Annotated in this window: 25 protein-coding genes; 8 read left to right on the forward strand and 17 right to left on the reverse strand. The window is 64.7% G+C overall.

Annotation, left to right across the window (positions count from 1 at the left end):
• Positions 1-198: 198 nt before the first annotated feature.
• The 6 genes from proS to E2L06_RS13585 all read right to left on the reverse strand — a co-directional run bounded on the left by proS (position 199) and on the right by E2L06_RS13585 (position 4,849).
• Positions 199-1,680, reverse strand: a complete 1,482-nt coding sequence (gene proS / locus E2L06_RS13560) for a proline--tRNA ligase (RefSeq protein ID WP_138782147.1) — start codon at positions 1,678-1,680, stop codon at positions 199-201.
• Between the two features lie 52 nt (positions 1,681-1,732).
• Positions 1,733-2,173: a hypothetical protein gene (locus E2L06_RS13565; RefSeq protein WP_138782148.1), complete on the reverse strand. Its 441-nt coding sequence runs from the start codon at positions 2,171-2,173 to the stop codon at positions 1,733-1,735.
• Between the two features lie 165 nt (positions 2,174-2,338).
• Positions 2,339-3,577 carry an MBL fold metallo-hydrolase gene (locus E2L06_RS13570; protein ID WP_138782149.1) on the reverse strand — a complete coding sequence of 413 codons (1,239 nt, stop codon included), beginning with the start codon at positions 3,575-3,577 and terminating at the stop codon, positions 2,339-2,341.
• Positions 3,578-3,665: 88 nt separating this feature from the next.
• A complete protein-coding gene (locus tag E2L06_RS13575; protein ID WP_138782150.1) occupies positions 3,666-4,085 on the reverse strand; it encodes an SHOCT domain-containing protein in 420 nt (139 codons plus the stop codon).
• A gap of 102 nt (positions 4,086-4,187) precedes the next feature.
• The gene (locus E2L06_RS13580) at positions 4,188-4,532 is read right to left on the reverse strand and encodes a hypothetical protein (RefSeq protein ID WP_138782151.1); all 345 of its coding nucleotides are present in this window, start codon (positions 4,530-4,532) and stop codon (positions 4,188-4,190) included.
• 38 nt (positions 4,533-4,570) lie between these two features.
• The gene (locus tag E2L06_RS13585; protein WP_138782152.1) at positions 4,571-4,849 is read right to left on the reverse strand and encodes a hypothetical protein; all 279 of its coding nucleotides are present in this window, start codon (positions 4,847-4,849) and stop codon (positions 4,571-4,573) included.
• A 387-nt stretch (positions 4,850-5,236) separates the two neighbouring features.
• On the opposite strand from E2L06_RS13585, the gene E2L06_RS13590 reads away from it, so the two are divergent.
• From E2L06_RS13590 to E2L06_RS13605, 4 genes are all read left to right on the forward strand, one after another.
• Positions 5,237-5,641, forward strand: coding sequence for a 30S ribosomal protein S6e (locus E2L06_RS13590; RefSeq protein ID WP_138782153.1), 405 nt, complete (start codon positions 5,237-5,239; stop codon positions 5,639-5,641).
• A gap of 29 nt (positions 5,642-5,670) precedes the next feature.
• Positions 5,671-6,108, forward strand: a complete 438-nt coding sequence (locus tag E2L06_RS13595) for a hypothetical protein (RefSeq protein WP_138782154.1) — start codon at positions 5,671-5,673, stop codon at positions 6,106-6,108.
• Positions 6,109-6,200: 92 nt separating this feature from the next.
• Positions 6,201-6,650, forward strand: a complete 450-nt coding sequence (locus E2L06_RS13600; RefSeq protein ID WP_138782155.1) for a DUF5807 family protein — start codon at positions 6,201-6,203, stop codon at positions 6,648-6,650.
• A gap of 214 nt (positions 6,651-6,864) precedes the next feature.
• Positions 6,865-7,560, forward strand: a complete 696-nt coding sequence (locus E2L06_RS13605; protein ID WP_138782156.1) for a hypothetical protein — start codon at positions 6,865-6,867, stop codon at positions 7,558-7,560.
• Positions 7,561-7,619: 59 nt separating this feature from the next.
• Here E2L06_RS13605 and E2L06_RS13610 read toward each other — a convergent pair whose 3' ends face one another.
• A complete protein-coding gene (locus E2L06_RS13610; RefSeq protein WP_138782157.1) occupies positions 7,620-8,822 on the reverse strand; it encodes a DHH family phosphoesterase in 1,203 nt (400 codons plus the stop codon).
• Between the two features lie 132 nt (positions 8,823-8,954).
• Complete coding sequence (locus E2L06_RS13615) at positions 8,955-9,416, reverse strand: universal stress protein (RefSeq protein ID WP_138782158.1); 462 nt, start codon at positions 9,414-9,416, stop codon at positions 8,955-8,957.
• Positions 9,417-9,552: 136 nt separating this feature from the next.
• Between E2L06_RS13615 and E2L06_RS13620 the strand changes: the two genes are divergently transcribed.
• Entirely contained in the window at positions 9,553-10,011 is a 459-nt protein-coding gene (locus tag E2L06_RS13620) for a universal stress protein (RefSeq protein ID WP_138782159.1), read from the forward strand.
• A gap of 136 nt (positions 10,012-10,147) precedes the next feature.
• On the opposite strand, the gene E2L06_RS13625 is transcribed toward E2L06_RS13620, so the two are convergent.
• Positions 10,148-10,720, reverse strand: a complete 573-nt coding sequence (locus E2L06_RS13625; protein WP_138782160.1) for a GNAT family N-acetyltransferase — start codon at positions 10,718-10,720, stop codon at positions 10,148-10,150.
• 2 nt (positions 10,721-10,722) lie between these two features.
• Complete coding sequence (locus E2L06_RS13630) at positions 10,723-11,094, reverse strand: universal stress protein (protein ID WP_138782161.1); 372 nt, start codon at positions 11,092-11,094, stop codon at positions 10,723-10,725.
• 147 nt (positions 11,095-11,241) lie between these two features.
• On the opposite strand from E2L06_RS13630, the gene E2L06_RS13635 reads away from it, so the two are divergent.
• Positions 11,242-12,663, forward strand: coding sequence for an ATP-binding protein (locus tag E2L06_RS13635; protein ID WP_138782162.1), 1,422 nt, complete (start codon positions 11,242-11,244; stop codon positions 12,661-12,663).
• A 109-nt stretch (positions 12,664-12,772) separates the two neighbouring features.
• On the opposite strand, the gene E2L06_RS13640 is transcribed toward E2L06_RS13635, so the two are convergent.
• Genes E2L06_RS13640 through E2L06_RS13660 form a run of 5 tightly spaced genes read right to left on the reverse strand, consistent with a single transcriptional unit; the run spans position 12,773 to position 15,762 of the window.
• Entirely contained in the window at positions 12,773-13,360 is a 588-nt protein-coding gene (locus E2L06_RS13640) for a GTP-dependent dephospho-CoA kinase family protein (RefSeq protein WP_138782163.1), read from the reverse strand.
• A gap of 5 nt (positions 13,361-13,365) precedes the next feature.
• Positions 13,366-13,563: a transcription elongation factor subunit Spt4 gene (spt4, locus tag E2L06_RS13645; protein ID WP_138782164.1), complete on the reverse strand. Its 198-nt coding sequence runs from the start codon at positions 13,561-13,563 to the stop codon at positions 13,366-13,368.
• Between the two features lie 2 nt (positions 13,564-13,565).
• The gene (locus tag E2L06_RS13650; RefSeq protein ID WP_138782165.1) at positions 13,566-14,135 is read right to left on the reverse strand and encodes a DNA-directed RNA polymerase; all 570 of its coding nucleotides are present in this window, start codon (positions 14,133-14,135) and stop codon (positions 13,566-13,568) included.
• The gene (locus tag E2L06_RS13655) at positions 14,136-14,528 is read right to left on the reverse strand and encodes a PIN domain-containing protein (RefSeq protein WP_138782166.1); all 393 of its coding nucleotides are present in this window, start codon (positions 14,526-14,528) and stop codon (positions 14,136-14,138) included.
• Between the two features lies 1 nt (position 14,529).
• Positions 14,530-15,762 carry a translation initiation factor IF-2 subunit gamma gene (locus tag E2L06_RS13660; RefSeq protein WP_138782167.1) on the reverse strand — a complete coding sequence of 411 codons (1,233 nt, stop codon included), beginning with the start codon at positions 15,760-15,762 and terminating at the stop codon, positions 14,530-14,532.
• 165 nt (positions 15,763-15,927) lie between these two features.
• On the opposite strand from E2L06_RS13660, the gene E2L06_RS13665 reads away from it, so the two are divergent.
• A complete protein-coding gene (locus E2L06_RS13665; protein ID WP_138782168.1) occupies positions 15,928-16,920 on the forward strand; it encodes a DUF5787 family protein in 993 nt (330 codons plus the stop codon).
• A gap of 39 nt (positions 16,921-16,959) precedes the next feature.
• Here E2L06_RS13665 and E2L06_RS13670 read toward each other — a convergent pair whose 3' ends face one another.
• Positions 16,960-17,784: an MBL fold metallo-hydrolase gene (locus tag E2L06_RS13670; protein WP_138782169.1), complete on the reverse strand. Its 825-nt coding sequence runs from the start codon at positions 17,782-17,784 to the stop codon at positions 16,960-16,962.
• A 63-nt stretch (positions 17,785-17,847) separates the two neighbouring features.
• The gene (locus E2L06_RS13675) at positions 17,848-18,177 is read right to left on the reverse strand and encodes a hypothetical protein (protein ID WP_138782170.1); all 330 of its coding nucleotides are present in this window, start codon (positions 18,175-18,177) and stop codon (positions 17,848-17,850) included.
• Between the two features lie 135 nt (positions 18,178-18,312).
• On the opposite strand from E2L06_RS13675, the gene E2L06_RS13680 reads away from it, so the two are divergent.
• Positions 18,313-19,398 carry a geranylgeranyl reductase family protein gene (locus E2L06_RS13680; protein WP_138782171.1) on the forward strand — a complete coding sequence of 362 codons (1,086 nt, stop codon included), beginning with the start codon at positions 18,313-18,315 and terminating at the stop codon, positions 19,396-19,398.

Here is a 19,398-nt window from a genome sequence, read left to right on the forward strand (position 1 = left end):
CAACGAAGCACACGATCGATCAGGGTCGTCTTTCCGTGATTTCAACCGGAGTTATCACTGAGTGACACATTTCATAGGTGTCGACTCGAGTATTGATGGTGGACGCTGACGTTACTGTTGTCCCCTCGACGCGATCTCGGAGACCGACGAGCGGCCACTCAAAACGCGGCAGTCGGGATACCCGACGGTGGTAAACGGTCAGTACGACTTCGCGAAGTATGCGATCTCGTCGGCGGGGTCGCCACAGACGCCACACTCGTCGACCTCGGGTTCGGGGACCTCACCGGCTGTCGTCCCGCCCTCGTCGGTCAGCGGCTGCATGACGATCTCGGCGGCGATCTTCTCCTTGATCGCTTCCTCGCAGGCCTCGTCGCCACACCACGGCGTCTTCACGTAGCCGCCGTGTTTGCCGATCGTCCCGAGAATGTCCTCCGGACTGTGGGCCTCGCGGACGTTCTCCTCCAAGTTCTCTTCGGCCGCGTCGTAGAGCTTGTCGTAAATCTCCTCGAGATGGGTGTCGACGGCGTCGACGATCTCGGCGCGATCCTCGACGGCTTCCGCGTTGTCCGGCCGGTGGACCAGCGTGACCTCCTCGTCGTCGACTTCGTAGGGGCCGATCTCGAGTCGCAGGGGAACCCCGTTGAGTTCGTGTTCGTTGAACTTGAAGCCGGGATTGCGCTCGTCGCGGTCGTCGAGTTCGACGCGGAAGCCAGCCTCCTCGAGGTCGGCGGCGATTGCCTCGGAGTACTCGAGAACGTCGTCTTTCGTGTCTTCCTGCCAGATCGGGACGATGACGACTTGCGTGGGTGCGACCGTCGGCGGGAGCACGAGCCCCTGATCGTCGGAGTGGGTCATGATGAGCGCGCCGAGCGCGCGCCAGGAGAGTCCCCACGAGGTTGTGTACGCCGTCTGTTCGTCTTCGTTTTCGTCGGCGAACGTAATGTCGAACGCCTCGGCGAAGCTCTGCCCAAGGTTGTGGCTGGTCGCTCCCTGGACGGACTTGCCGTCGGGCATCAGCGCCTCGACGGTCGTCGTGGTGTCCGCACCGGGGAACTTGTCGTGTTCGGGCTTTTTGCCCCGCAGGACCGGGATCGCGAGCACGTCCTCGTAGACCTTCTCGTACTGGCTCAGGCGGGTCCAGACCTCCTCCCACGCACCCTCGTCGGTGGCGTGGGCGGTGTGACCCTCCTGCCACATGAACTCCTTCGTCCGGAAGAAGGGCTTGGTCTCGGTGGCCTCCCAGCGGACGACCGAACACCACTGGTTGAGCCGCATCGGCAGGTCGCGGTGGCTACGGGTCCAGTCGGCCATGAATGGCGCGATGATCGATTCACTGGTGGGTCGGACGGCGAGGCGTTCCTCGAGCTCGTCGTGACCGCCCTGGGTCACCCACGCGACTTCAGGGTCGAAGCCTTCGACGATGTCCTTTTCCCGCTCTAAGAAGCTCTCGGGGATGAACATCGGGAAGTAGACGTTGTCGACGCCGGTCTCTTTGAACCAACCGTCCAGCGCGTCCTGAATGGCCTCCCAGAGGGCGTAGCCGCGAGGTTTCGTGACGATAAATCCTCCCATCGGCGCGTAGTCCGCGAGGCCCGCCTTCTGGACGACCTCGGCGTACCACTCGCCGGGCTTGTGTGATTTCGACTCGGTGATCCCGAGTTCCTGACTCTCGTCGCTCATTGTGTCGACATGCAGGCAGCGCAGGCTTAAACCATGCGAAGGGCACCGGCGATCAGTCGTGATCGGCGTCTTCGGCACGCTCGCGCAACCGGCGCTTCTGCCGGCGCTCGGTGACGTGATCGACGCCGTCGGCCAGTTTGTCTCTGACCTCGCGTTCGAAGGCGTCGACGTCCTCGAGAAACTCCTCGGAGAACTCCTCGACGAGTTCGAACGTCCACTGGTCGCTGATCGCGCCCGCCGGGAGATGGTCGTCGCGGAGTTCGTTCGCCCACGCCTCGTGGCCGGCTTCGCGAAGGTGGTCCTCGGCATCGCCAAGCCGGTCCATCGCGTGGCCGAGCTGGTGGTGAAACTCGAGCAACGTCCCGTAGGCTCGGTGGACGTGCTCGATACTCAACTGGAGGTCGTGAAGCGACGCTTGCTCGGTCTCGCTCAGGTCGAGGTCGTCGAGATCGGGGGCCGCTTCGGGGCCGCCGTTCGGATCGGAGTCAGTCACGCGGACGAAGACCACGGCTCGAGGGAAAATCCTGACCGTTGAACGTGCCGGATCGACGGACGGGTCGGATCGCGCTGTCTACTCATACGGACTCCTGTCAGTGGGTGCCGGCGCACCCACAACCCGTCATGCGGATACGCCGGTACACAGTGACAGCAGACCGTATCAGACTGTGAGTCGCTTGCCCAGGGCGGGCGCTGACGCGTCGTAGCCGTCCGCGCGCAGTTCCTCGGCGAACGCCTCGCAGCGATCGCCGTGGTTGACCAGGATTGGCGTGTCGGTGTAGGACCCGAGGAACGATCGAAGCCCCGCGCGATCAGCGTGCGCGGAGAAGTCGTACTGTTCGACCTGTGCGCTGACCCGCATCACGCGGCCGTCGAGTTCGGCGCTGCCGGTCTCGAGCAGGTCGCGACCGGGCGTTCCCTCGACCTGATAGCCGGTCATGGCGATCTTGTTCGTTGGATGCGAGCGGATCGCCGGCACGTAGGTCATCGCGGGTCCGCCGTGGAGCATCCCGCTGGTGGTGACGATCACGGTGTTTTGTTCGGCGATCCGCCGGCGCTGGCCGTCGCGACCGTCCACGAATCGGGCGTTGCCTTTCGCCCGGCGCAGGAGGTCGGGATCGCGCAGAAAGTCGCGATTCTCGTCTCGAAGGAAGAGTTCCGTGACGCGTTTGCCCATGCCGTCGACGTAGCACTCGAGATCGTATTCCTCGCAGAGACACAGTATCTCCTGGGTGCGGCCGATGCCGAAGGCGGGGACGACGACGGTGCCACCCTCCCAGATCGTAGTCCGCAGACTCTCGGCGAACTCGCGTTCGATCTGTTCGCGTGGCGGTCGCGTCACGTCCGAGTAGGTGCTCTCACAGAGGACGACATCGGCGTCGGGCCGGGCGGTGGTCCCGGCGAGCAATCGCTGTTCGTCGGTGTGAAAGTCACCAGTATAGAGCAGGCGGGTATCACCGTCGTCGACGAGGACGTGAGCACTACCTGGCACGTGGCCGGCGTCGAAGAAGGTAACCTCGTAGCCCGCGGCTTCGAAGGTGTCACGGTAGCCGTGGGTCTGTGAGACTTCCGCGACGCGTGCGAGTTCCGCCTCGGTAAACGGACAGTCGTAGCTCCCGCCGTGAAGCTTCAGCGTGTCGCGGGCCAGCACCATCGTGAGGTCGTACGTCGGCGGCGTCCAGTGAATCGACGGCCGCGCATCGCCCGACAGCAGCGTCGGGACGGAGCCGACGTGATCGAGGTGGCCGTGACTGACGACGACGGCCTCCGGCTCGACATCGCCGATCGGAAACGCCGGCGGGTTCCCCGAATCCATCCCGAAATCGAGCACGAGTGTGTCGTCGATGCAAATCGCGCTCCGACCGATCTCTCGCGCGCCACCCAACAACTGGACGTCCATTACCGACCGGGTTGGGTCTCGACCGGTTTGCCTCCGTTGGTTCTGCACGAGGGGTCCGTTGGGCACATCTCGAGAACGAGACCCGGCGCTACCGATCCCGGAGCCGACGGTCGGTCGCGGAATCGCGTGTGGACGAGAGGTCCATTCCCGGCCGATCCCGCCGCTGGTCCGGACCCAGGATGCGCTCGAGTTCCCGTTCGAATTCGCCCTCATCGAGTTCGCCGTCAACGTATCGGGCGCGAAGACGGGCTTCGGGATCGGTGTGGGAGGTGGACCGATGTGACGGGTGCCGCTCGGCGTCGGTGGCTGCGTTGTGACTGAGCACTGAGAAGAGGCCGACGGCTGCCAGTACGAAGACACTGAGGACGACACCTGTCACGATCATCGCGAACACAGCCGCGATGATCGACAGCGCGATACCAACGACCGTTCCGACGACGCTCAGGACGAGAAGCGCGAGGAGGAGCACGCCGAATCCGGTGACCAGGACGGAACTGAGACGTCCCATACGCACGGTTTGTTGGACGTGGACAAAAACCATGCGGGGCCACAGACGGTGACATTCACCCAGTAGCGACGTTCTCAAAGTCGAACGCGTACGACCGCGCTGTCAGGAACGATTCGAATGGAGGTCGTCCGCGCCGGCCGTCCTGGCAGCGGTTCGCTCGGTCAACCCGATGAGATAGACGTCGAGCAGACAGACGAGCAAGATGGCAAGCGGCACGGCCACGTCGGCGTAGCTCACTGCGTCGAACTGCAGTGCCGTCACGACGAACGGTTCGTCAAGATCGAGTGCACCCGACAGCGATCGAGCGCTCAGGAACGCGACTGCGAGTGCGTACAGGACGAACCAGATCCCGCCGCGTTTCCACCGTCCGAGATAACAGTGGCCGAGACCGGCGACGAGCGCCGAAAGCGGATACGCCGGCCAGACCGGTCGCGACAGCTCACTCATTGTGCAGCCCTACGTCGTGGAAGACAATCGGTGTTGCCCTATTTCCGATACTTTCGAATGCCGAACCGCTCGTAGTCGCCATACGCGAGCTCGAGCGAGCCGAGCCACCAGTTCCATCGCTCTGCCGGCGTCCCCTCAGGGGCGTCCGATAGCTCGTCGACGACGAACTCGGTCGTCAGCGTCGTGCCCATGTCGGCCTCGTACTGCCCGGAATCGGCGAGATCGACGGCCTGGCGAACGACGACCCGTGACTGGCTGGCCGTGCCGCCGAACTCCTCGCGGAGTCGCTCCTCGAGCCGCTCGGGATCGATGAACACACGTCGACGTAGGGAGTCCACGTACTTGACTGTTCGAGCGGAATTGGCGTGGAACCGAACTGCGGCGATCGGCTGGGAGGATGGCTCGAGCACTGCGAGAGCCGTCTAACCGGGGGGGTGAGCAGGCACTGCACTGATACCGACCGCGAGTGAGTGAAGCGAACGAGCGGGCCGACGACCGACCCGTAGGGGAGGGAGGAGTGCTTTTGATCGACCCTAAGCGGGAGCAAAGCTCCCGCGAGGTCCGAGAGAGCTTTGCTCTCTCGAGATTTTGCCGAGGGACGGTGCGCTGTGCGGCAGCTACGCTGCCGTCAGCGCAACAGACTGCAGTGCAAAAGGCCGGTTCCGATCGATGATCTTTTGAGCGACGGCCGTCTTCCGTCGGGCATGGCAAGTTTCACTGTCGTTGTCGGCGATCCCGACTCGGGGATGGCCTATCAGCTCGAGGCAGAGGACCAGGACGCAAACCGGTTTAGCGGCAAGTCGATCGGCGACGAAGTCGACGGTGGCGCGGTCGGCCTCGACGGCTACACGCTCGAGATCACCGGCGGCTCCGACGAGGCGGGCCGTCCGCTCAACAGCGAGGTCGCCGGGCCGAACCTGCAGGAAGTGCTGATGACCGGTCGACAGACGGGCTATCACCCAGAGCGTGACGGCGAGCGACGCCGCATCACGGTCCGTGGCCGCGAAGTCTCCGACGCCGTCGCCCAGATCAACGCCTCGATCACCGAGCGCGGTAGCGCCGACGTCGACGACCTCCTCGGCGAGGGCGAGGACGAGGACGACGAGTAACTCGCGTCGATTCACTCGATTTGTTTTCAATGGCTGACCGAATTGCGAGCGATCATCCAGCAGTAGAGACGGTCCGATCGACGTGTACGGAGACGGCAACCGGCGTCAAACTCGTGGTACCGGCCGACGACCGCGATGCGTTTCCGACTGACGAGGTCGTTCGAGTCGTCCTCGATGGCGAGGAACTGTTCGCACACGTCGAGCGAGCGTTGACCGGCGACGACCTGGCCATTCCGGGCGTCTACGAGACCCCGGACAGCGCCCGCGACCCGAGCGGCGCGACCGACCGACTCACTGCATGGACCGACGACCACGACGTTCCCGCAGGCGGCTCGGTGCTGATCGACGTCGTCGAACCCGAGTTCCTCTATGGCCTTCGCGCACCCGGCGAAACGGCCTACTACGACGCTCGGGAGCCACCAAGCGACAGTCTGAGCGAGATCGCGAAGGATCTCGAGGATCAGTAGTCGCGACTGGTCAAATCGTCGATCCAGCGCTCGAGTCACGAGCGACGAGTCGAATACCGTCCTTTTTCCACCTCGAGTGCCAACCAGCGGGCATGAGTGACCAACGCGAGGAATTTCTGGCCGGCAAGCGGCCCGATGATGTCGCGCTCTTTCTGGCGGAATCGTACGTCTCCGACGACCGACTCGAGCAGTTCGGCGAGCGCGTCGACGACGGGACCCTGATCGTCGTCGACGGCGAGCGGGGGCGCAACGCCTTCCAAGCGGCGACCGGCACCGGCGCGATGGAGTTCGCCAAGTCCGCGATGAATACCGAGGGAGAGATCGACGCCGATCTCGCGGGTGGGCAGTGTCCGGACGCCGATGCCGATGCCGACGCCGACGGCGAGCACGCGGTCCAGTACGTCTTCGCGTTCGCCGAAGAACAAAACGAGTCGGTCGGCGGCATCTACGCCGACGGCGACGTGGTCCACGCCTACGCACAGTGTACGTGCGGGACGGCGTTTTCCGATCGGTGGAACGCGACTGAGGAGGAAGACGACTAATACTGCCGGACAAAACGGTTCATACCTCGATCACACTCAAGACGCTGTCGCCGACGGCGACAGCCGTCGAGACGCGATCGAGTGTTCACTGACTGTTGTCCGGTAGTATAGCGATCGATTGCCGCAGTCGGATCGTGAGTCGATCACAGCGCCGGTGTTGAGACTGGCAGCTGTCGGGCGACAACTTTTGGTACCGTATAGCATAGGACCCACGATGAGTGCGACCGAAACCCCGTCCGAGACCGGCCGCGGGTTCGGTCTCTCGAGCCGCGAGGCGCGTGTAATCGGCGGTGCGACCGCGCTGATGGCAATCAACGTCCTCCTGATGTACGTCCTCGTCGCGACGCCGCTCGCGGCGGTCAACGACTACCTGTTCTCGATCCCGATCGTCGGCGTGATCGCCTACGGCGCGGCGATCATGGCCGGCCAGCTGGTCGCCGAACGGGGTGTCGAAGGCGGTGACACGGAGATCGCGCTCGTCGGGATGGTGATCCTGCAACTGGCGTTCGGGGTCTTCGGGGCCGGTGTGCTTCAATTCGCGCCTCGAGCGTCCCAGCCGACGATCCTCGTCGTGACGGCGATTATCGTGGTCGTCATCACTGCTCTCATCGCAGCCTACGTCTACGCACGGCCGAAGACGTTCGACCACTGGGGATCGTACGCCAACTACGCGTTTATCGGCGGTCTCGTCGCGATTCTGATCGGGACGTTCGTCGCGCCGGCGTTGCTCGCCGGCTTCGTCCTCATTTTTCTCGGCTTCCTGCTCCGGCTGGGTTGGGAAATTTGGAAGGTACGCGATCAACGGAACGCATCAGTGGCCCTGCAGACGATCGGCGTCTACATCGCCGTCGCCGGTGTCTTCGTCCACGTTCTGCAGCTGGTGATGCGGTATTTCGCGTCGCGGCAGTGACCGCGCAGTGGCCCGTCAATCGTCCTCACTTCGCGTTGACTGATAGCGGTACGATCGAGTCAGTCGTCGCTCGTTTCAGCGTCGTCATCCTCATCGTCGTCCGCTTTTGCGACGACATCACGGAAGGCGTCGAGGATAACCCGTTTCGTCACGGCCCCGCGGGTCGTCCAGTGATTCGCGTAGTCGAGCATATCGTCGTAGATGTCGGGCTTACAGCCCGCGGCCTTCGGGTGGCCGCCGCCGTTTACCTTCCCTGCGACTTCGTGGCACCGATCGAACTCGTCGGTGCCCCGAATCGAGGCCGAGCCAGCGGGTTTGACGATCACGGAGGCGTCGGCACCCTGTTCGCGCATCGCTTCGGCGACCTCGTTCTGTGAACAGCGGCCGTAGGTGATCCCGACCGTGTAGCCGCCGATCTCTCGCAGTTCCGCCCGGCCGATCGCCTGTTCGATTAGTGCCTCCTTCTCGACGCGGCGTTCGGCGATGTACTCTTGGACCCAGTCGGGCAGGTCGACGCCGTACTCGCGGACGACCTCGACGTATTCGGCGGGATCGGTCCAGTAGGCGTAGTCCGCCAGATCGTCGCTGCGTGAGTCCTCGCGCAGCCAGAGGTCGTGATCTCGGGTGACAGCCGCCAGTTCCTCGTACATCGGCCCGAAGTCGTACTCGAGCGAGCGATACACCACGTCGGCGCTGCACTCCTCGTCGGAGTCACCGACGACGAGTTCGACACCGGCGTCCAGAACGGCCTGTGCGACGTCGTCGCCCCACTGGTGGTGGTCGTACCACGCGACGCTGTCGGCGGTCTCGAGGGCCGCATCGAGTTCCGACTCGACGTACTTGTAGCGATCGGGTGCGAGATCGCAGACGAAGATATCGATCCCCTCGTCGCCGTATTCGGCGACGCGAGCCAGCGCGTCCTCCACGTCGTGGGGACTCGCAGGAATGAGCGCGACGGTGTGTGGCGTCGGCTCGGGCTCCTCGAGGGGCTCCTCGTCGGTATCGTCGTCGGCCTCGGTATCGTCGTCCGGTTCCGGGACGTTCTGAACGTCGTCGTAGGCTTCGCGAAGCAGTGCAACGCAGGCCAGTCCGTCCGCGTCCGGGTCCGCGATAACCGCGACGTTAGCCCCCTCGAGGGCGGCTTCGGTCTGCTGTGCTTCGAGATCTTCCTCGAGCGTGTCGGGCAGGAAGAAGCCAGTTCCCGGCAGCACAGATTTGCGCGCGAGCGGCAGATCGCCGCTCTCAATGAGTTCGTCGTACATGATAGCTGCTGGGTCTCCTGTCGGGAAGTAACCGCCGGTCTCGGGTGCCAACGGGTGAGACGGTCTGCTGTCGCGACCTCCCGATCCGACCGAAGGACGGTCGCGGCCGGCACCCACTGACAGGAGTCCGTCTTAGGAGTCGGCAGTCGACTCGTCGTCACCGTCGGCTTCGGGATCGAGTTGTCGCACGGTCAACACGGGGACGGGTGACGTCCGGACGATGCGCTCGGCGACGCTGCCAAGCAGCAGGCGGTTCTCGCCGTGGCGGCCGCGGGTGCCAGTCGCGATGACGTCGGCGTCGATCTCACGGGCGTACGCACAGGTCTCGTCTGCGGGCCGGCCCTCGCGGATCGCGGTCGTCACTTCCTGGTCGGCGCGGTCCTCGACGGTACCGAGGGCGGCATCGGCGGTCGTCTCGAGGGCGGTACGGAACTCGTCTTGGAGTTGCTCCGGCGAGGCGTCGACCTCGCTGGCATCGATGACCGACAGGGCGTGAATGTCGGCCTCGAAGCGGTCTGCGAGATCGAGTGCGATGTCGACGGCCCGTTTGACGCTGTCGGAGCCGTCAGTAGCGACCACGACCGTATCGAACATACCGACGACTTACGTTCGCGGTCGCTTAAACGTCCCCGTTCGGGCAGGGGTAACGGGCGACGGCCGTGCGAAGGCACAGCGAGCGGCGAGCACGGCGTGGGGTGGCTTTTTTGCCACGGAACACTCACTGCCGTGTATGGATGCCAGCGAGCCGTTTACCGTCGACACCGTTCTCGCGCCGGTCGACGGTAGCGACGAGTCAGCCACCGCCGTCGAATACGCTATCGCCGTCGCCGACCGCTACGATGCGTCCGTCCACGCCCTGTTCGTTCTCGGACGGGGCGTCGTCTACGGGCTCGATAACGGCACCGTCGACGAAGACGATATCGCCGAGACGACACAGGGGTTTTTCGACGACGCCCGTGCGCTCGCCGCCGACGCCGACGTGTCGCTTGCGACCTCCGTCGACGACGGCTTCTCGAAACTACGGAAGACGCGCCATCCCGGCAACGTCGTCCTCGACACCGCCGATTCGATCGACGCCGACTTCATTGTCCTCCCCAGAGAACCCGTGACCGGTGCCGAAGTAGAGGTCCTCGAAGATGCCGCCGAGTACGTCCTCTCGTACGCGAGCCAGCCCGTCCTCTCGGTGTAGCCGGCATCATACGGACGGCTGTCAGTGGCTGCGCCGGAACTGGCTGAGAGGAGTCCGTCTCATACTACTGGACAGCAGTCAAGACGAAGCCGGTCGCGAATTTCCGGCCGGCTTCACGTCGTTCTGTCCGACAGTATCAGTCGTCGTCAAGCAGGATCGCCATCTCCTGTTCGAAGCTCTCGGTCCCGGTCGACTCGAAGCCGACCCGTTCGTAGAGGGCGATCGCCGGATTGTTCCAGCGCTCGACGGTCAGCCACACGCGTCTGATGCCGAGATCAGTAGCGTGACCCAGCAGGTTCTCGAGCAGGATCGTCCCGATACCGGCCTGCTGGTAGGCCTGCAGGACGAAGATCGCCAGTTCCCACTCGATGCCACTTTTCGCTTCGATCGCGTCCGGATCGTCGCTGTCGGGGACGAGCATCGCGTGGCCGATGGCGTCGCCGTCGTGGTAAGCGACGACGGTAACGCTGTCCTCGGCGATCGTCTCGAGCCAGTTGCGGATGCGATCCTTACCGGTCGGCGGAATCCCCTGTGCCCGGTCAGCGGGGTCGAATTCGACGTACATCTCGACGACATCGTCGAGCGCGTCGGCGGTGAACTTCGCCGGTGCGCGGATCTCGATCGGCCGTCCGTCCCGATCCTCGACCGTCGTCGGCGGCGAGGGGAACGGACCAGACGGCTCGTCTGGGTACTGACGCGATCCAACCATTGTTATCGCACCAGCTTGACTGTCGTCGGAGCATTGAGCAGGACGAACTCCGTGATCGGCCCGAGCTGGATCTTCCCCATCGGGCTCAGGGTTCCACCGCCGATAACCAGCTCGTCGAACTCGCCTTGCTCGGCATAATCGACGAGTGCGCTTCCGGGGTCGCCCTCGAGTTTCTCGACGGTGGCGTTCTCGAGGCCTGCATCCTCGAGATGATCGACCGTCAACTCGTACGTTTCGTCCTGTGAGCGTTTCGATTCGGGCTTGGCAACGATAACGACGGTCAGGTCGTCGCCGACCTCTTGTGTGCGGTCGATGGTCCGCCGAAGCGTCTTCACCGACTCGTCGCTCCCGCCGAGACCCAGCAACACGTTCATACAAAAGACTGTGAGCCGATGGACGAAAACGGTTATGCCGTTTTCCCGGGCGGTCCGCCATCGTGATTGGGGTCTATGAGTGAAACGCCATCGCATACGCGGCGCATGACGACGCTGTTAAGAATGTGTAGTGAGTACGATGACCGAATGAGTAATGCGGCGCTCGATGTCGTGGAGTTCCTGCTCACGACGAGCGTGTATTCGGACGACCGGACGCTAGACGAGAACGATCTCCCGCCGTCGTTCCGCCGCGTATACTGGACCGGCGGCGTCGACGACGACAGCGGAGACGGGGATAACAGCGGTACCAACCGCAAACCCGCCGGGATCAGTCGTCCGCTGTCAGTAACGACCACCACTGCGCGTGAGGGGACCGGGGTCGACCGCCCGTGGGAGGCCATCTCGGATCTGATGTTCACCGAACGCGACGAGTTCTCCGGCACGATCACCCTCGCCCAACAGGAGATGGCCGAGGAGTGGTTCGCCGAGCGCGTCGACGAGGACCGCCTGCTCGAGAACCCGACGCTCGCAAAATACTTCGAGCGCCACGACGAGTACGACTTCGACGTCACGCACGAGGAGGCCCGCGAACGCAACCGACCGATTCAGGCCGACCGCGTCTGGATCGACGGGTTGCTCAACCAGTACTTCGACGAGGACGACGACGAGGAGATGCTCGACCTTGTCGAAGTGCGCGCCCCAGAGGAGGTCGAGACCTCGCTCGACGACCTCGTGCTCACCAAAGACCAGGAGAACGAACTCGACAAGATCTCGAAGGCGATCGAACACCGCGAATATCTCGCGAACATCGGGCTGCGCGAGATCGGGAAGCTGCTGTTCGTCGGGCCGCCAGGCACCGGGAAGACATCGACCGCACAGGCGCTGGCTCAAGACATGGACCTGCCGTTCGTCGAGGTCAAACTCTCGATGATCACCTCGCAGTATCTCGGCGAGACGGCGAAAAACGTCGACAAGACCTTCGAGGTCGCCAAACGGCTCTCGCCGTGTATCCTCTTTATCGACGAGTTCGACTTCGTCGCCAAGACTCGCCGCAGCGACGAACACGCCGCACTCAAACGTGCGGTCAACACCCTGCTCAAAAGCATCGACAACATCTCGCTGATCGAGGACGACGTCTTACTCATCGGCGCGACGAACCATCCGGACCAACTCGACGACGCCGCCTGGCGGCGCTTCGACGAGATCATCAACTTCCCCAAACCCGACCGCGGCATGCGAGCGGACATCCTCGACGTTATCACCCGCACGATGGATATCGAGGAGTTCGATCCACAACTTATCGCTGAAGTCACGCAGGGACTGACCGGCAGCGACCTCCGGATGGTCCTTCGGGAAGCCGTCCTCGAGGCACTGACCGAAGACCGGACGACGCTGACCCAGGAAGATCTCCTCGACGCCGTCGAGGAGTTCGAGGAGCGCGACACCTTGAAGAACATGGATATGATGGGCGGCGACCACGATGCGCTCGTCGCCGGTGGCGGCGACCTCGGCGACGCGGCCAGCGACGGTGGGCACTCACACGACCACGACCACAGCCACGATCACTGACGGGCGGTCGGCCCAGCAGTAGCTCGCGGGTTCTGTATTTTCCGACGCGGATTAATTGCACTGTCCGACCGAATCGATAGAAATCCGCTGTCCGACAGCAACCGCCGTCTTACTCGCCGTTCGATTCTGCGTCCTCGAGCAACGCCCAGAACCGCTCGGTATCACCCTCGAAGCGCTCGAGCAGGTCGCGCATCTCCTGTCGGTGGTCGTCGGTCACGTCGACGTGGACCATCCCCTCGTCGGGCTGGCCGTAGACGACGCTTGCACCGTCGGGCGCGGCGACGATGGCGGGGAGCGCGACTAGATCTTCCTCACCGTCAACCAGAATCGTCGTCGGCTCGTCCGCCGCGAGCGCGCGCCGAAGCGCCCGCACGACCGGCGCGGCGAGTTCGGCCGGCGGGTTGGTCACCTCGAGGCTCGCGCCGGCCGTGACCGCCTCGCGGATCTCCGCGTCGACGGCCTCGCGTTTCGTCCGCCCGTCGACGAGCGCCACGTCGGGCTGGCGGCCCGCTTCCAGGAGGTGGTAGGTGACGACGTCGCCGACGGCGATGATGGGGCCGTCGACGGCCTCGAGCAGTCGCTCGGCGTCAGTCTCGATCGGGCCCAGCGGCTCTTTGAGTTCGTGGCGGAGGTCGTCAGGCAATACAAGCAACTGCTCGTCGGCGGGCGTGTCGTCGGCTGTCTCGTCGCGAGTCACGACTGTTAGCGGACTTTCAGCGCGTACGCACCTGGTTCGGTGATCTGCATCTCCGTCGCAATCTCGCTTTCCTCTGGGTGGGCGATGATGACATAGCCCGCCCAGTCTTCGGTCAGCGAGGAGGAGTTACAGGCGTCGCAGGTCTCGTTGTCCGGTTCGTTGACCCGGTGACACTCGCGACAGACGAGGCGGTTCGATGCCATGGTTATTCACCTGCGGTCGCTTCGCGTTTCTTGCGCTCCTCTTCGAGCCACTCGTGTTTGCCGAGGCCGGGCTGTTTCGCGGTGAGCCCGATCTTCGAGTCGCGCGGGTTGCGCTCGTCGATGCTCTTGGTGACAATGCGGGCCCGGACGGCGTCGTCGACGCCGAGGGACCGGTCGGACTCGTTCGAGGAGAGCTGCTGATTCTCGCCGTCGAAGGCCAGATACTCGTCGCTGATCTGGGAGACGTGGAGCAGCCCGTCGACGGGACCGATGCCGACGAAGGCACCGAACTCGACGACTTCGACGACGGTGCCGTCGACGACTTCCTGCATCTCCGGATCGAACGTCACCGCATCGAATTCGGCCTCGTAGTAGACACCTGGCCGGTTCGGGAGCACTGCCCCCTCACCGATGTCGTGGACTTCGGTGACGGAGACGACGCTCCCGACGTCTTCGTCCATCCGTCCCTCGAGTTTGTCCTGGAGCAGTCGCTTGACCAACCCCGGCGAGACGTCGCCGAGCTCTTCCGGCGGTACTTCTACCGTATCCTTCAATCTAACCCGTTTGTACATCTATGGTTGAGTGATCGCTAACTTGTTTCTCCCGCGTAATGCAATTACCGGTCTGCCGGCTTCGAGCACCCGGTCGCGCAGCGGGCGGTCGTTCGTGACGACGTAGTCGACGACGCCCTCGCGGGCGAGTTCGACCAAGGCGTCGTCCGCGTACGATGCTTCCGTGTCGACGGCGAGACAGCGTTCGGTCGCCAGGTCGTGGCCGACAGTCGCGGCCGTTCCCTCCTGGCCCCCTTTCTCGGAGAGCCGACGGAGTTCCTCGAGGACGGCCTGTGGGAGTATCGGCTCGTAGGCGTCAAGCAGCCGCTCGAGCTCGTCGAACAGCCGGACGTCGAGTTCGACCGGCATCATCAACGCGCTCGTATCGAGGGCGACCTGCGTCCGATCGCTCATCTCAGTCCGTCAGCGTTCCCAGTCCGATCAGCCGCCAGCGGGCGCCGATGCGGCGGTTGATCGCGATTTTCGTCCCGGGATCGGCGGCGACGGGCCGTTTGAGGTTGACCTCACACTCTCCTTCGCGGGCGCTGGTGACGGCGCCGACGGTCGTCGCCGTACCGACGGTCATCATCAGCGGTTCACCGGTGCTGATCTCGTCGACCGTCTCGCCCTGTTCCGCGCCGACGACCCGCTCGAGCAGGTCGACTTCCATAGTGAACTGCTCCCACGTCGGCGGGAGCGAGCCCGGCGGCCCGGCCATGCGGCCCGCCAGCGCGTCACCTTTGGTGAGCGAGGGATCGAGTCCGGTTCCGACGCCGAGCAGCCCGCCCGGCGTGACCGTGTCGACCGTTTCGCCGCCGGCCTGCAGCGAGCGGATCGTCGTCTCGATCGGGACGTACTCGGTCTGGCCGCCCTCCTCGACCTCGCGGCCGGGGCGGATCTCGATCTCGTCGCCGACCTCAAGTTCGCCCTGCACGAGACTGCCGCCGAGGACGCCACCAGAGAGGTCCCGTGCGGTCGTGCCGGGTTTGTTGATGTCGAAACTGCGGGCGACGTGCATCCGTGGGTCGGCGTCGGGATCCCGATCCGGCGTGGGGATCTCCTCTTCGATCGCCTGGATGAGCAGATCGAGGTTGACCTCCTGGCCCGCGGAGACGGGGACGATGGGGGCATCTTCGGCGACCGTGCCTGCGACGAACTCCTTGATCTGTTCGTAGTTGTTCCGAGCCGTATCGGCGTCGACGAGGTCGACCTTGTTCTGAGCGATGACGATGTTGTCGATGCCGATGATATCGAGCGCCATCAGGTGCTCTTCGGTCTGGGGCTGGGGGACGGGCTCGTTGGCGCTGACGACCAGCACCGCGCCGTCCATCAGCGAGGCACCCGAGAGCATCGTCGCCATCAGGGTCTCGTGACCCGGGGCGTCGACGAACGAGACGGTCCGCAGCGGCTCGCTTTCCGAGCCGTCCGGACACTCCTCCGTGACGGTGTAACATTCGGGTTCGTCGAGTCCCTCACAGTGACGGAACGTGGCGTCGGCGTAGCCGAGTCGAATGGAGATGCCGCGTTTCATCTCCTCTGAGTGCTGGTCCGTCCACGAGCCGCTGAGGGCTTGCACCAGCGTCGTCTTGCCGTGGTCGACGTGGCCGACGAGCCCGATGTTCACCTCCGGTTGTCGATTTCCTACCATAAGACGATGAGTAATCTTAGGTAGTGATTCCGCTGTGCGCTTGATAAAGGTTGCGAGCTATGCTTTCGACTCCGCCGCTCGTGGCGCCTCGAGTCCAGTTCACAGGCGCCATTCTCGAGCCGGCGGCCCCGACGACCTTTTTCGCGGCCATCCCGTATCGGAACTGTGTCAGAGTTCGCGTTCGAACTCGAGCTGTGTACGCACCTCGAGTCACGCCAGGAGGGAATCGTCGCCCGCCAGCTCGGCGCGGGCGTCGCCGCGCCCGGCGGCCGCATCCTCGATATCGTCTGCGTCGAGCCCGGCCCTGCGTTCGACGAGCGCGTCGCGATCACGAGCGAATCGATCCCTGACGCGGCCGTCGCCTCGGCGGTCGGCACCGGCCGGGCCCGCTACTGGAAAGACGCCTTCGACTGCCATCCCGACCGTGCGCGCCGCGCCGTCGACCGCGCGCTCGAGTCCGGTTTCTTCGAACGTGATCACACCGCCAGCGCGGCCGCCAGTCGCGAGTACGTCCGCCAGACCGCCCGCTATCCCGACTGGTACGACCGGCTCGTTGGCATCGAGAACAAGCCCGATCTGGGCCGGCCGGGCGATCTCGAGTCGCAACTGCGAACGGACGTCAGCCTCGCCGTGGCCGACGAAATCGTGCTCGCGACCGAGAGTTACGTGACCCGCGCCCATCTGCACCGGATCCCCGACGACGTCGGCGTCTGGCGGGTTCATCGCGACGACGCGAGCAGGGGACTCGAGATCGAGGTGATCCGCGAGCCGGCGTCACTGCCAGTCGACGAGCCGGGGATCGAACCCCTCGCGTTCGAGCCGGGTCGCACCGAAATCGAGGTCGTCTCACCTGAGTCGAAGGCACGAGCACGCCGGCGGCTCGCCGAGCGCGCCTACGGCAAGGGCTGGCGAACGTACGAGTTTCCTGCGTGTAAGGCATGCCAGCCGGTCGATGCGGATGGTGCGACACTGCCATACTGTGCGTGGGCGGACCGAGCGGTCGACGCCACAACGGAGTGTGGCCCCTCGTGTCCGGGCTACGAGCAAACTGTGGCTCCCGCGGTCGATCTCGAGGCCGAACGCGACCGACAGACGGCGTGGGAGGCAGACCCCGACGGCACCCGTCGCCGACAGGCCGGCCTCGATCAGTTCGGGTAACGGCCCCGCCCGTGAGTCACAGCGGCGGACCGGCCGTTCTCACAGCACGTACTCCTCGCCGTCGACCGCCAGTGGCTCCTCGAAGGCTTCGTCGGCGGGGTAGTAGTGTGCGAGGTGGACGAGTCGCGTGCGGTCGGCGTTCAGCTCCTCGGCCATTGCGAGGGCACCCTCTCGCGTCATGTGTTTCGTTCCGAACGTTCGCGGCGTCCCAGCCGCATCCTCGTGGCGGCCGCCGATCGGATGGTACTCACAGAGGTCGGCGGGCACGATCCCGTCGGCCAGCAACAGGTCGGGATCGGCTAGTACCTCGCGGGACGCCTCGGGAATATCGTAGCTCGTATCGCCTGTGATCGACAGTGTCGCCCCCGTCACGGGATCCTCGACGCGGAGGCCGTAACAGACCAACGGCGGGTGGTCGACTGGAACCAGCGTCACCTCGAGCCCACAGACCGAGACCGGCTCGAGCGGCGTCGTCGGGACCACGGTCAGCGGATCGAGATAGTGGTAGTCGTCGTCGACTGTCTCGGCGACGCTCTTGCCGGTTTTGGGATCGGTCTCGTCGGCCGCGTAGACATCGAGCGAGTCGAGCACGCGAAAGACGTTGCCAAGTCCGTCGAGGTGATCGAAGTGGACGTGCGTGATGACGGCGGCGTCGGGCAACGACACGTCGTCGCGGAGAAACTGGTAGCGAAAGTCGGGGCTAAAATCGATCAGCAGCGACTCGTCGACGCGCTCGTTCTCGATGTGGACCGAGAACCGCGTACGCTCGAGGCCGCGCTCTCGTGCCGCCGTGCAGGTGTCACAGTCACAGCCGACGGTCGGCGTCCCGGTCGTATCACCGGTTCCCAACAGCGTCACCCGCATCGGTCGCTCGTCCCTCCACGACTCGCTCGAGACCGACGCGGTGCCGGAATGGTGGCTACTGCCCTACACATACGCTCGCCCTTCCTCGAGCGCTGTCCGGACGAGCGGGTGGTCCGCATTCGCGTCGACCCGGTCGGCGGGTAACACGTACACCGAGATGACGACGCCGTGCTCTATCCCGACGGTCTCGGCTTCCGCCTCGAGGGCGCGTTCGGTTTCCGGATCGTCGGCCTCGAGCACGACCAGTATCTCGACCTCGGTGTGGACGCCGCGGTCGTCGCCGCGGACTGCGTCCCCGAACGCGACGAGCTGTCGGATCGACTCGCCGTGGGCCGCCTCGGCCCGACTGGCGAACGCCGCCGCAGCGTCGTCCTGTGGCGCTCTATCGGTCATACGTCCTGATAGACACCCGTCGCATAAAGGGTATGCTGTTACCGGACGGCGCACCGGGTTCGGGTGTGAGCCGAGACGCACGGCGCCGCGCTCATCTCGAGAAGCTATTTAGGCTGCGCCGGAAAGGTGGCGGACATGTACGATTTCGTCGTCGTTGGCGTCGGGCCGCCGGGCTCGCGGTTTGCCCGCCGGGCTGCCGAGGACGGCTACGACGTGCTCGCCCTCGAGAAGGGCCGTATCGGCGAGCCACTGGCCTGTTCGGGCCACGTAAGTACTGATATCTGGCAGTTCACGGGGGAAAGAGCTCGCGAGGAGCTGTTTCAAAACGAAATCTACGGTGCGCGATTTCACGTCGGTGGCCCCCGGAGCGACGCCTACCCGTTTTACAAACAGGAGGTCGCCTCGAACGTCATCGACCGCGTCGGGCTGGATCGCCATCTTGCCGAGCTGGCTCGCGAGGCGGGCGCGGACGTCCGTGAGGACCACACCGTTACCGAGGTCACCGAACACCACGATCGCGTCGCAGTCGTCGCGAACGGGCCCGATGGCGTCGTCGAGTTCGAGGCGAAGATGGTCGCCGGCTGTGACGGGCCACGCTCGAGGGTTCGGGACGAACTCGGCCTCCCCCAACCAGACGAGTTCCTTCACGGTGTGCTCGCCTTTTCAGACGAGGACGACCACCAGGATTTCGTCGACGTACATCTGACCCCGCCGACCTTTTTCGCGTGGCGCATTCCACGCGGCGAGGCCGGCGTCGAGTACGGCCTCGCGGCCCCGCCGGGCGTCCACGTGACCAAACACTTCGAGGACCTGATCGACGGCTACGAGGTCGACGTCTCCCATCGGTGTTCGGGCGCGATCCCGATCGGCCCACCGGATCGGGTGACGACCCGGCGAGCGTTTCTCATCGGCGACGCGGCCGCCCAGACCAAGCCCTTCACCGGCGGCGGCATTCTCTACGGCATGACCAGTGCCGACCACGCCGCTCGTGAGATCGACCCCGACCGGCCGACCACGCTCGCGGCCTACGAACGCGCCTGGCGCGACGACTTGGCACGCGAACAGCAACTCGGTCACTGGATTCGGCGTGCGTACTCGCTGCCCGAGCCGATCCAGCGGCTCGGCCTCGGCGCACTGTCGGGCGAGATCGGTGTCCACATGGACCGGCCAACGTCGTTGCTCTCGTTCGACCACCTCAAGACGGTGCTGCCCGGGCGCTGA

It is taken from the genome of Haloterrigena sp. H1 (assembly GCF_005938085.1).
GTDB lineage: Archaea > Halobacteriota > Halobacteria > Halobacteriales > Natrialbaceae > Natrinema.

Excerpts from the sequence above, each read along its gene's own strand:
- proS (WP_138782147.1), bottom strand. The coding sequence starts at position 1,680 with ATGAGCGACGAGAGTCAGGAACTCGGGATCACCGAGTCGAAATCACAC.
- E2L06_RS13570 (WP_138782149.1), bottom strand. The coding sequence starts at position 3,577 with ATGGACGTCCAGTTGTTGGGTGGCGCGCGAGAGATCGGTCGGAGCGCG.
- E2L06_RS13575 (WP_138782150.1), bottom strand. The coding sequence starts at position 4,085 with ATGGGACGTCTCAGTTCCGTCCTGGTCACCGGATTCGGCGTGCTCCTC.
- E2L06_RS13580 (WP_138782151.1), bottom strand. The coding sequence starts at position 4,532 with ATGAGTGAGCTGTCGCGACCGGTCTGGCCGGCGTATCCGCTTTCGGCG.
- E2L06_RS13590 (WP_138782153.1), top strand. The coding sequence starts at position 5,237 with ATGGCAAGTTTCACTGTCGTTGTCGGCGATCCCGACTCGGGGATGGCC.
- E2L06_RS13595 (WP_138782154.1), top strand. The coding sequence starts at position 5,671 with ATGGCTGACCGAATTGCGAGCGATCATCCAGCAGTAGAGACGGTCCGA.
- E2L06_RS13600 (WP_138782155.1), top strand. The coding sequence starts at position 6,201 with ATGAGTGACCAACGCGAGGAATTTCTGGCCGGCAAGCGGCCCGATGAT.
- E2L06_RS13605 (WP_138782156.1), top strand. The coding sequence starts at position 6,865 with ATGAGTGCGACCGAAACCCCGTCCGAGACCGGCCGCGGGTTCGGTCTC.
- E2L06_RS13610 (WP_138782157.1), bottom strand. The coding sequence starts at position 8,822 with ATGTACGACGAACTCATTGAGAGCGGCGATCTGCCGCTCGCGCGCAAA.
- E2L06_RS13615 (WP_138782158.1), bottom strand. The coding sequence starts at position 9,416 with ATGTTCGATACGGTCGTGGTCGCTACTGACGGCTCCGACAGCGTCAAA.
- E2L06_RS13620 (WP_138782159.1), top strand. The coding sequence starts at position 9,553 with ATGGATGCCAGCGAGCCGTTTACCGTCGACACCGTTCTCGCGCCGGTC.
- E2L06_RS13625 (WP_138782160.1), bottom strand. The coding sequence starts at position 10,720 with ATGGTTGGATCGCGTCAGTACCCAGACGAGCCGTCTGGTCCGTTCCCC.
- E2L06_RS13630 (WP_138782161.1), bottom strand. The coding sequence starts at position 11,094 with ATGAACGTGTTGCTGGGTCTCGGCGGGAGCGACGAGTCGGTGAAGACG.
- E2L06_RS13635 (WP_138782162.1), top strand. The coding sequence starts at position 11,242 with ATGAGTAATGCGGCGCTCGATGTCGTGGAGTTCCTGCTCACGACGAGC.
- spt4 (WP_138782164.1), bottom strand. The coding sequence starts at position 13,563 with ATGGCATCGAACCGCCTCGTCTGTCGCGAGTGTCACCGGGTCAACGAA.
- E2L06_RS13650 (WP_138782165.1), bottom strand. The coding sequence starts at position 14,135 with ATGTACAAACGGGTTAGATTGAAGGATACGGTAGAAGTACCGCCGGAA.
- E2L06_RS13655 (WP_138782166.1), bottom strand. The coding sequence starts at position 14,528 with ATGAGCGATCGGACGCAGGTCGCCCTCGATACGAGCGCGTTGATGATG.
- E2L06_RS13660 (WP_138782167.1), bottom strand. The coding sequence starts at position 15,762 with ATGGTAGGAAATCGACAACCGGAGGTGAACATCGGGCTCGTCGGCCAC.
- E2L06_RS13670 (WP_138782169.1), bottom strand. The coding sequence starts at position 17,784 with ATGCGGGTGACGCTGTTGGGAACCGGTGATACGACCGGGACGCCGACC.
- E2L06_RS13675 (WP_138782170.1), bottom strand. The coding sequence starts at position 18,177 with ATGACCGATAGAGCGCCACAGGACGACGCTGCGGCGGCGTTCGCCAGT.
- E2L06_RS13680 (WP_138782171.1), top strand. The coding sequence starts at position 18,313 with ATGTACGATTTCGTCGTCGTTGGCGTCGGGCCGCCGGGCTCGCGGTTT.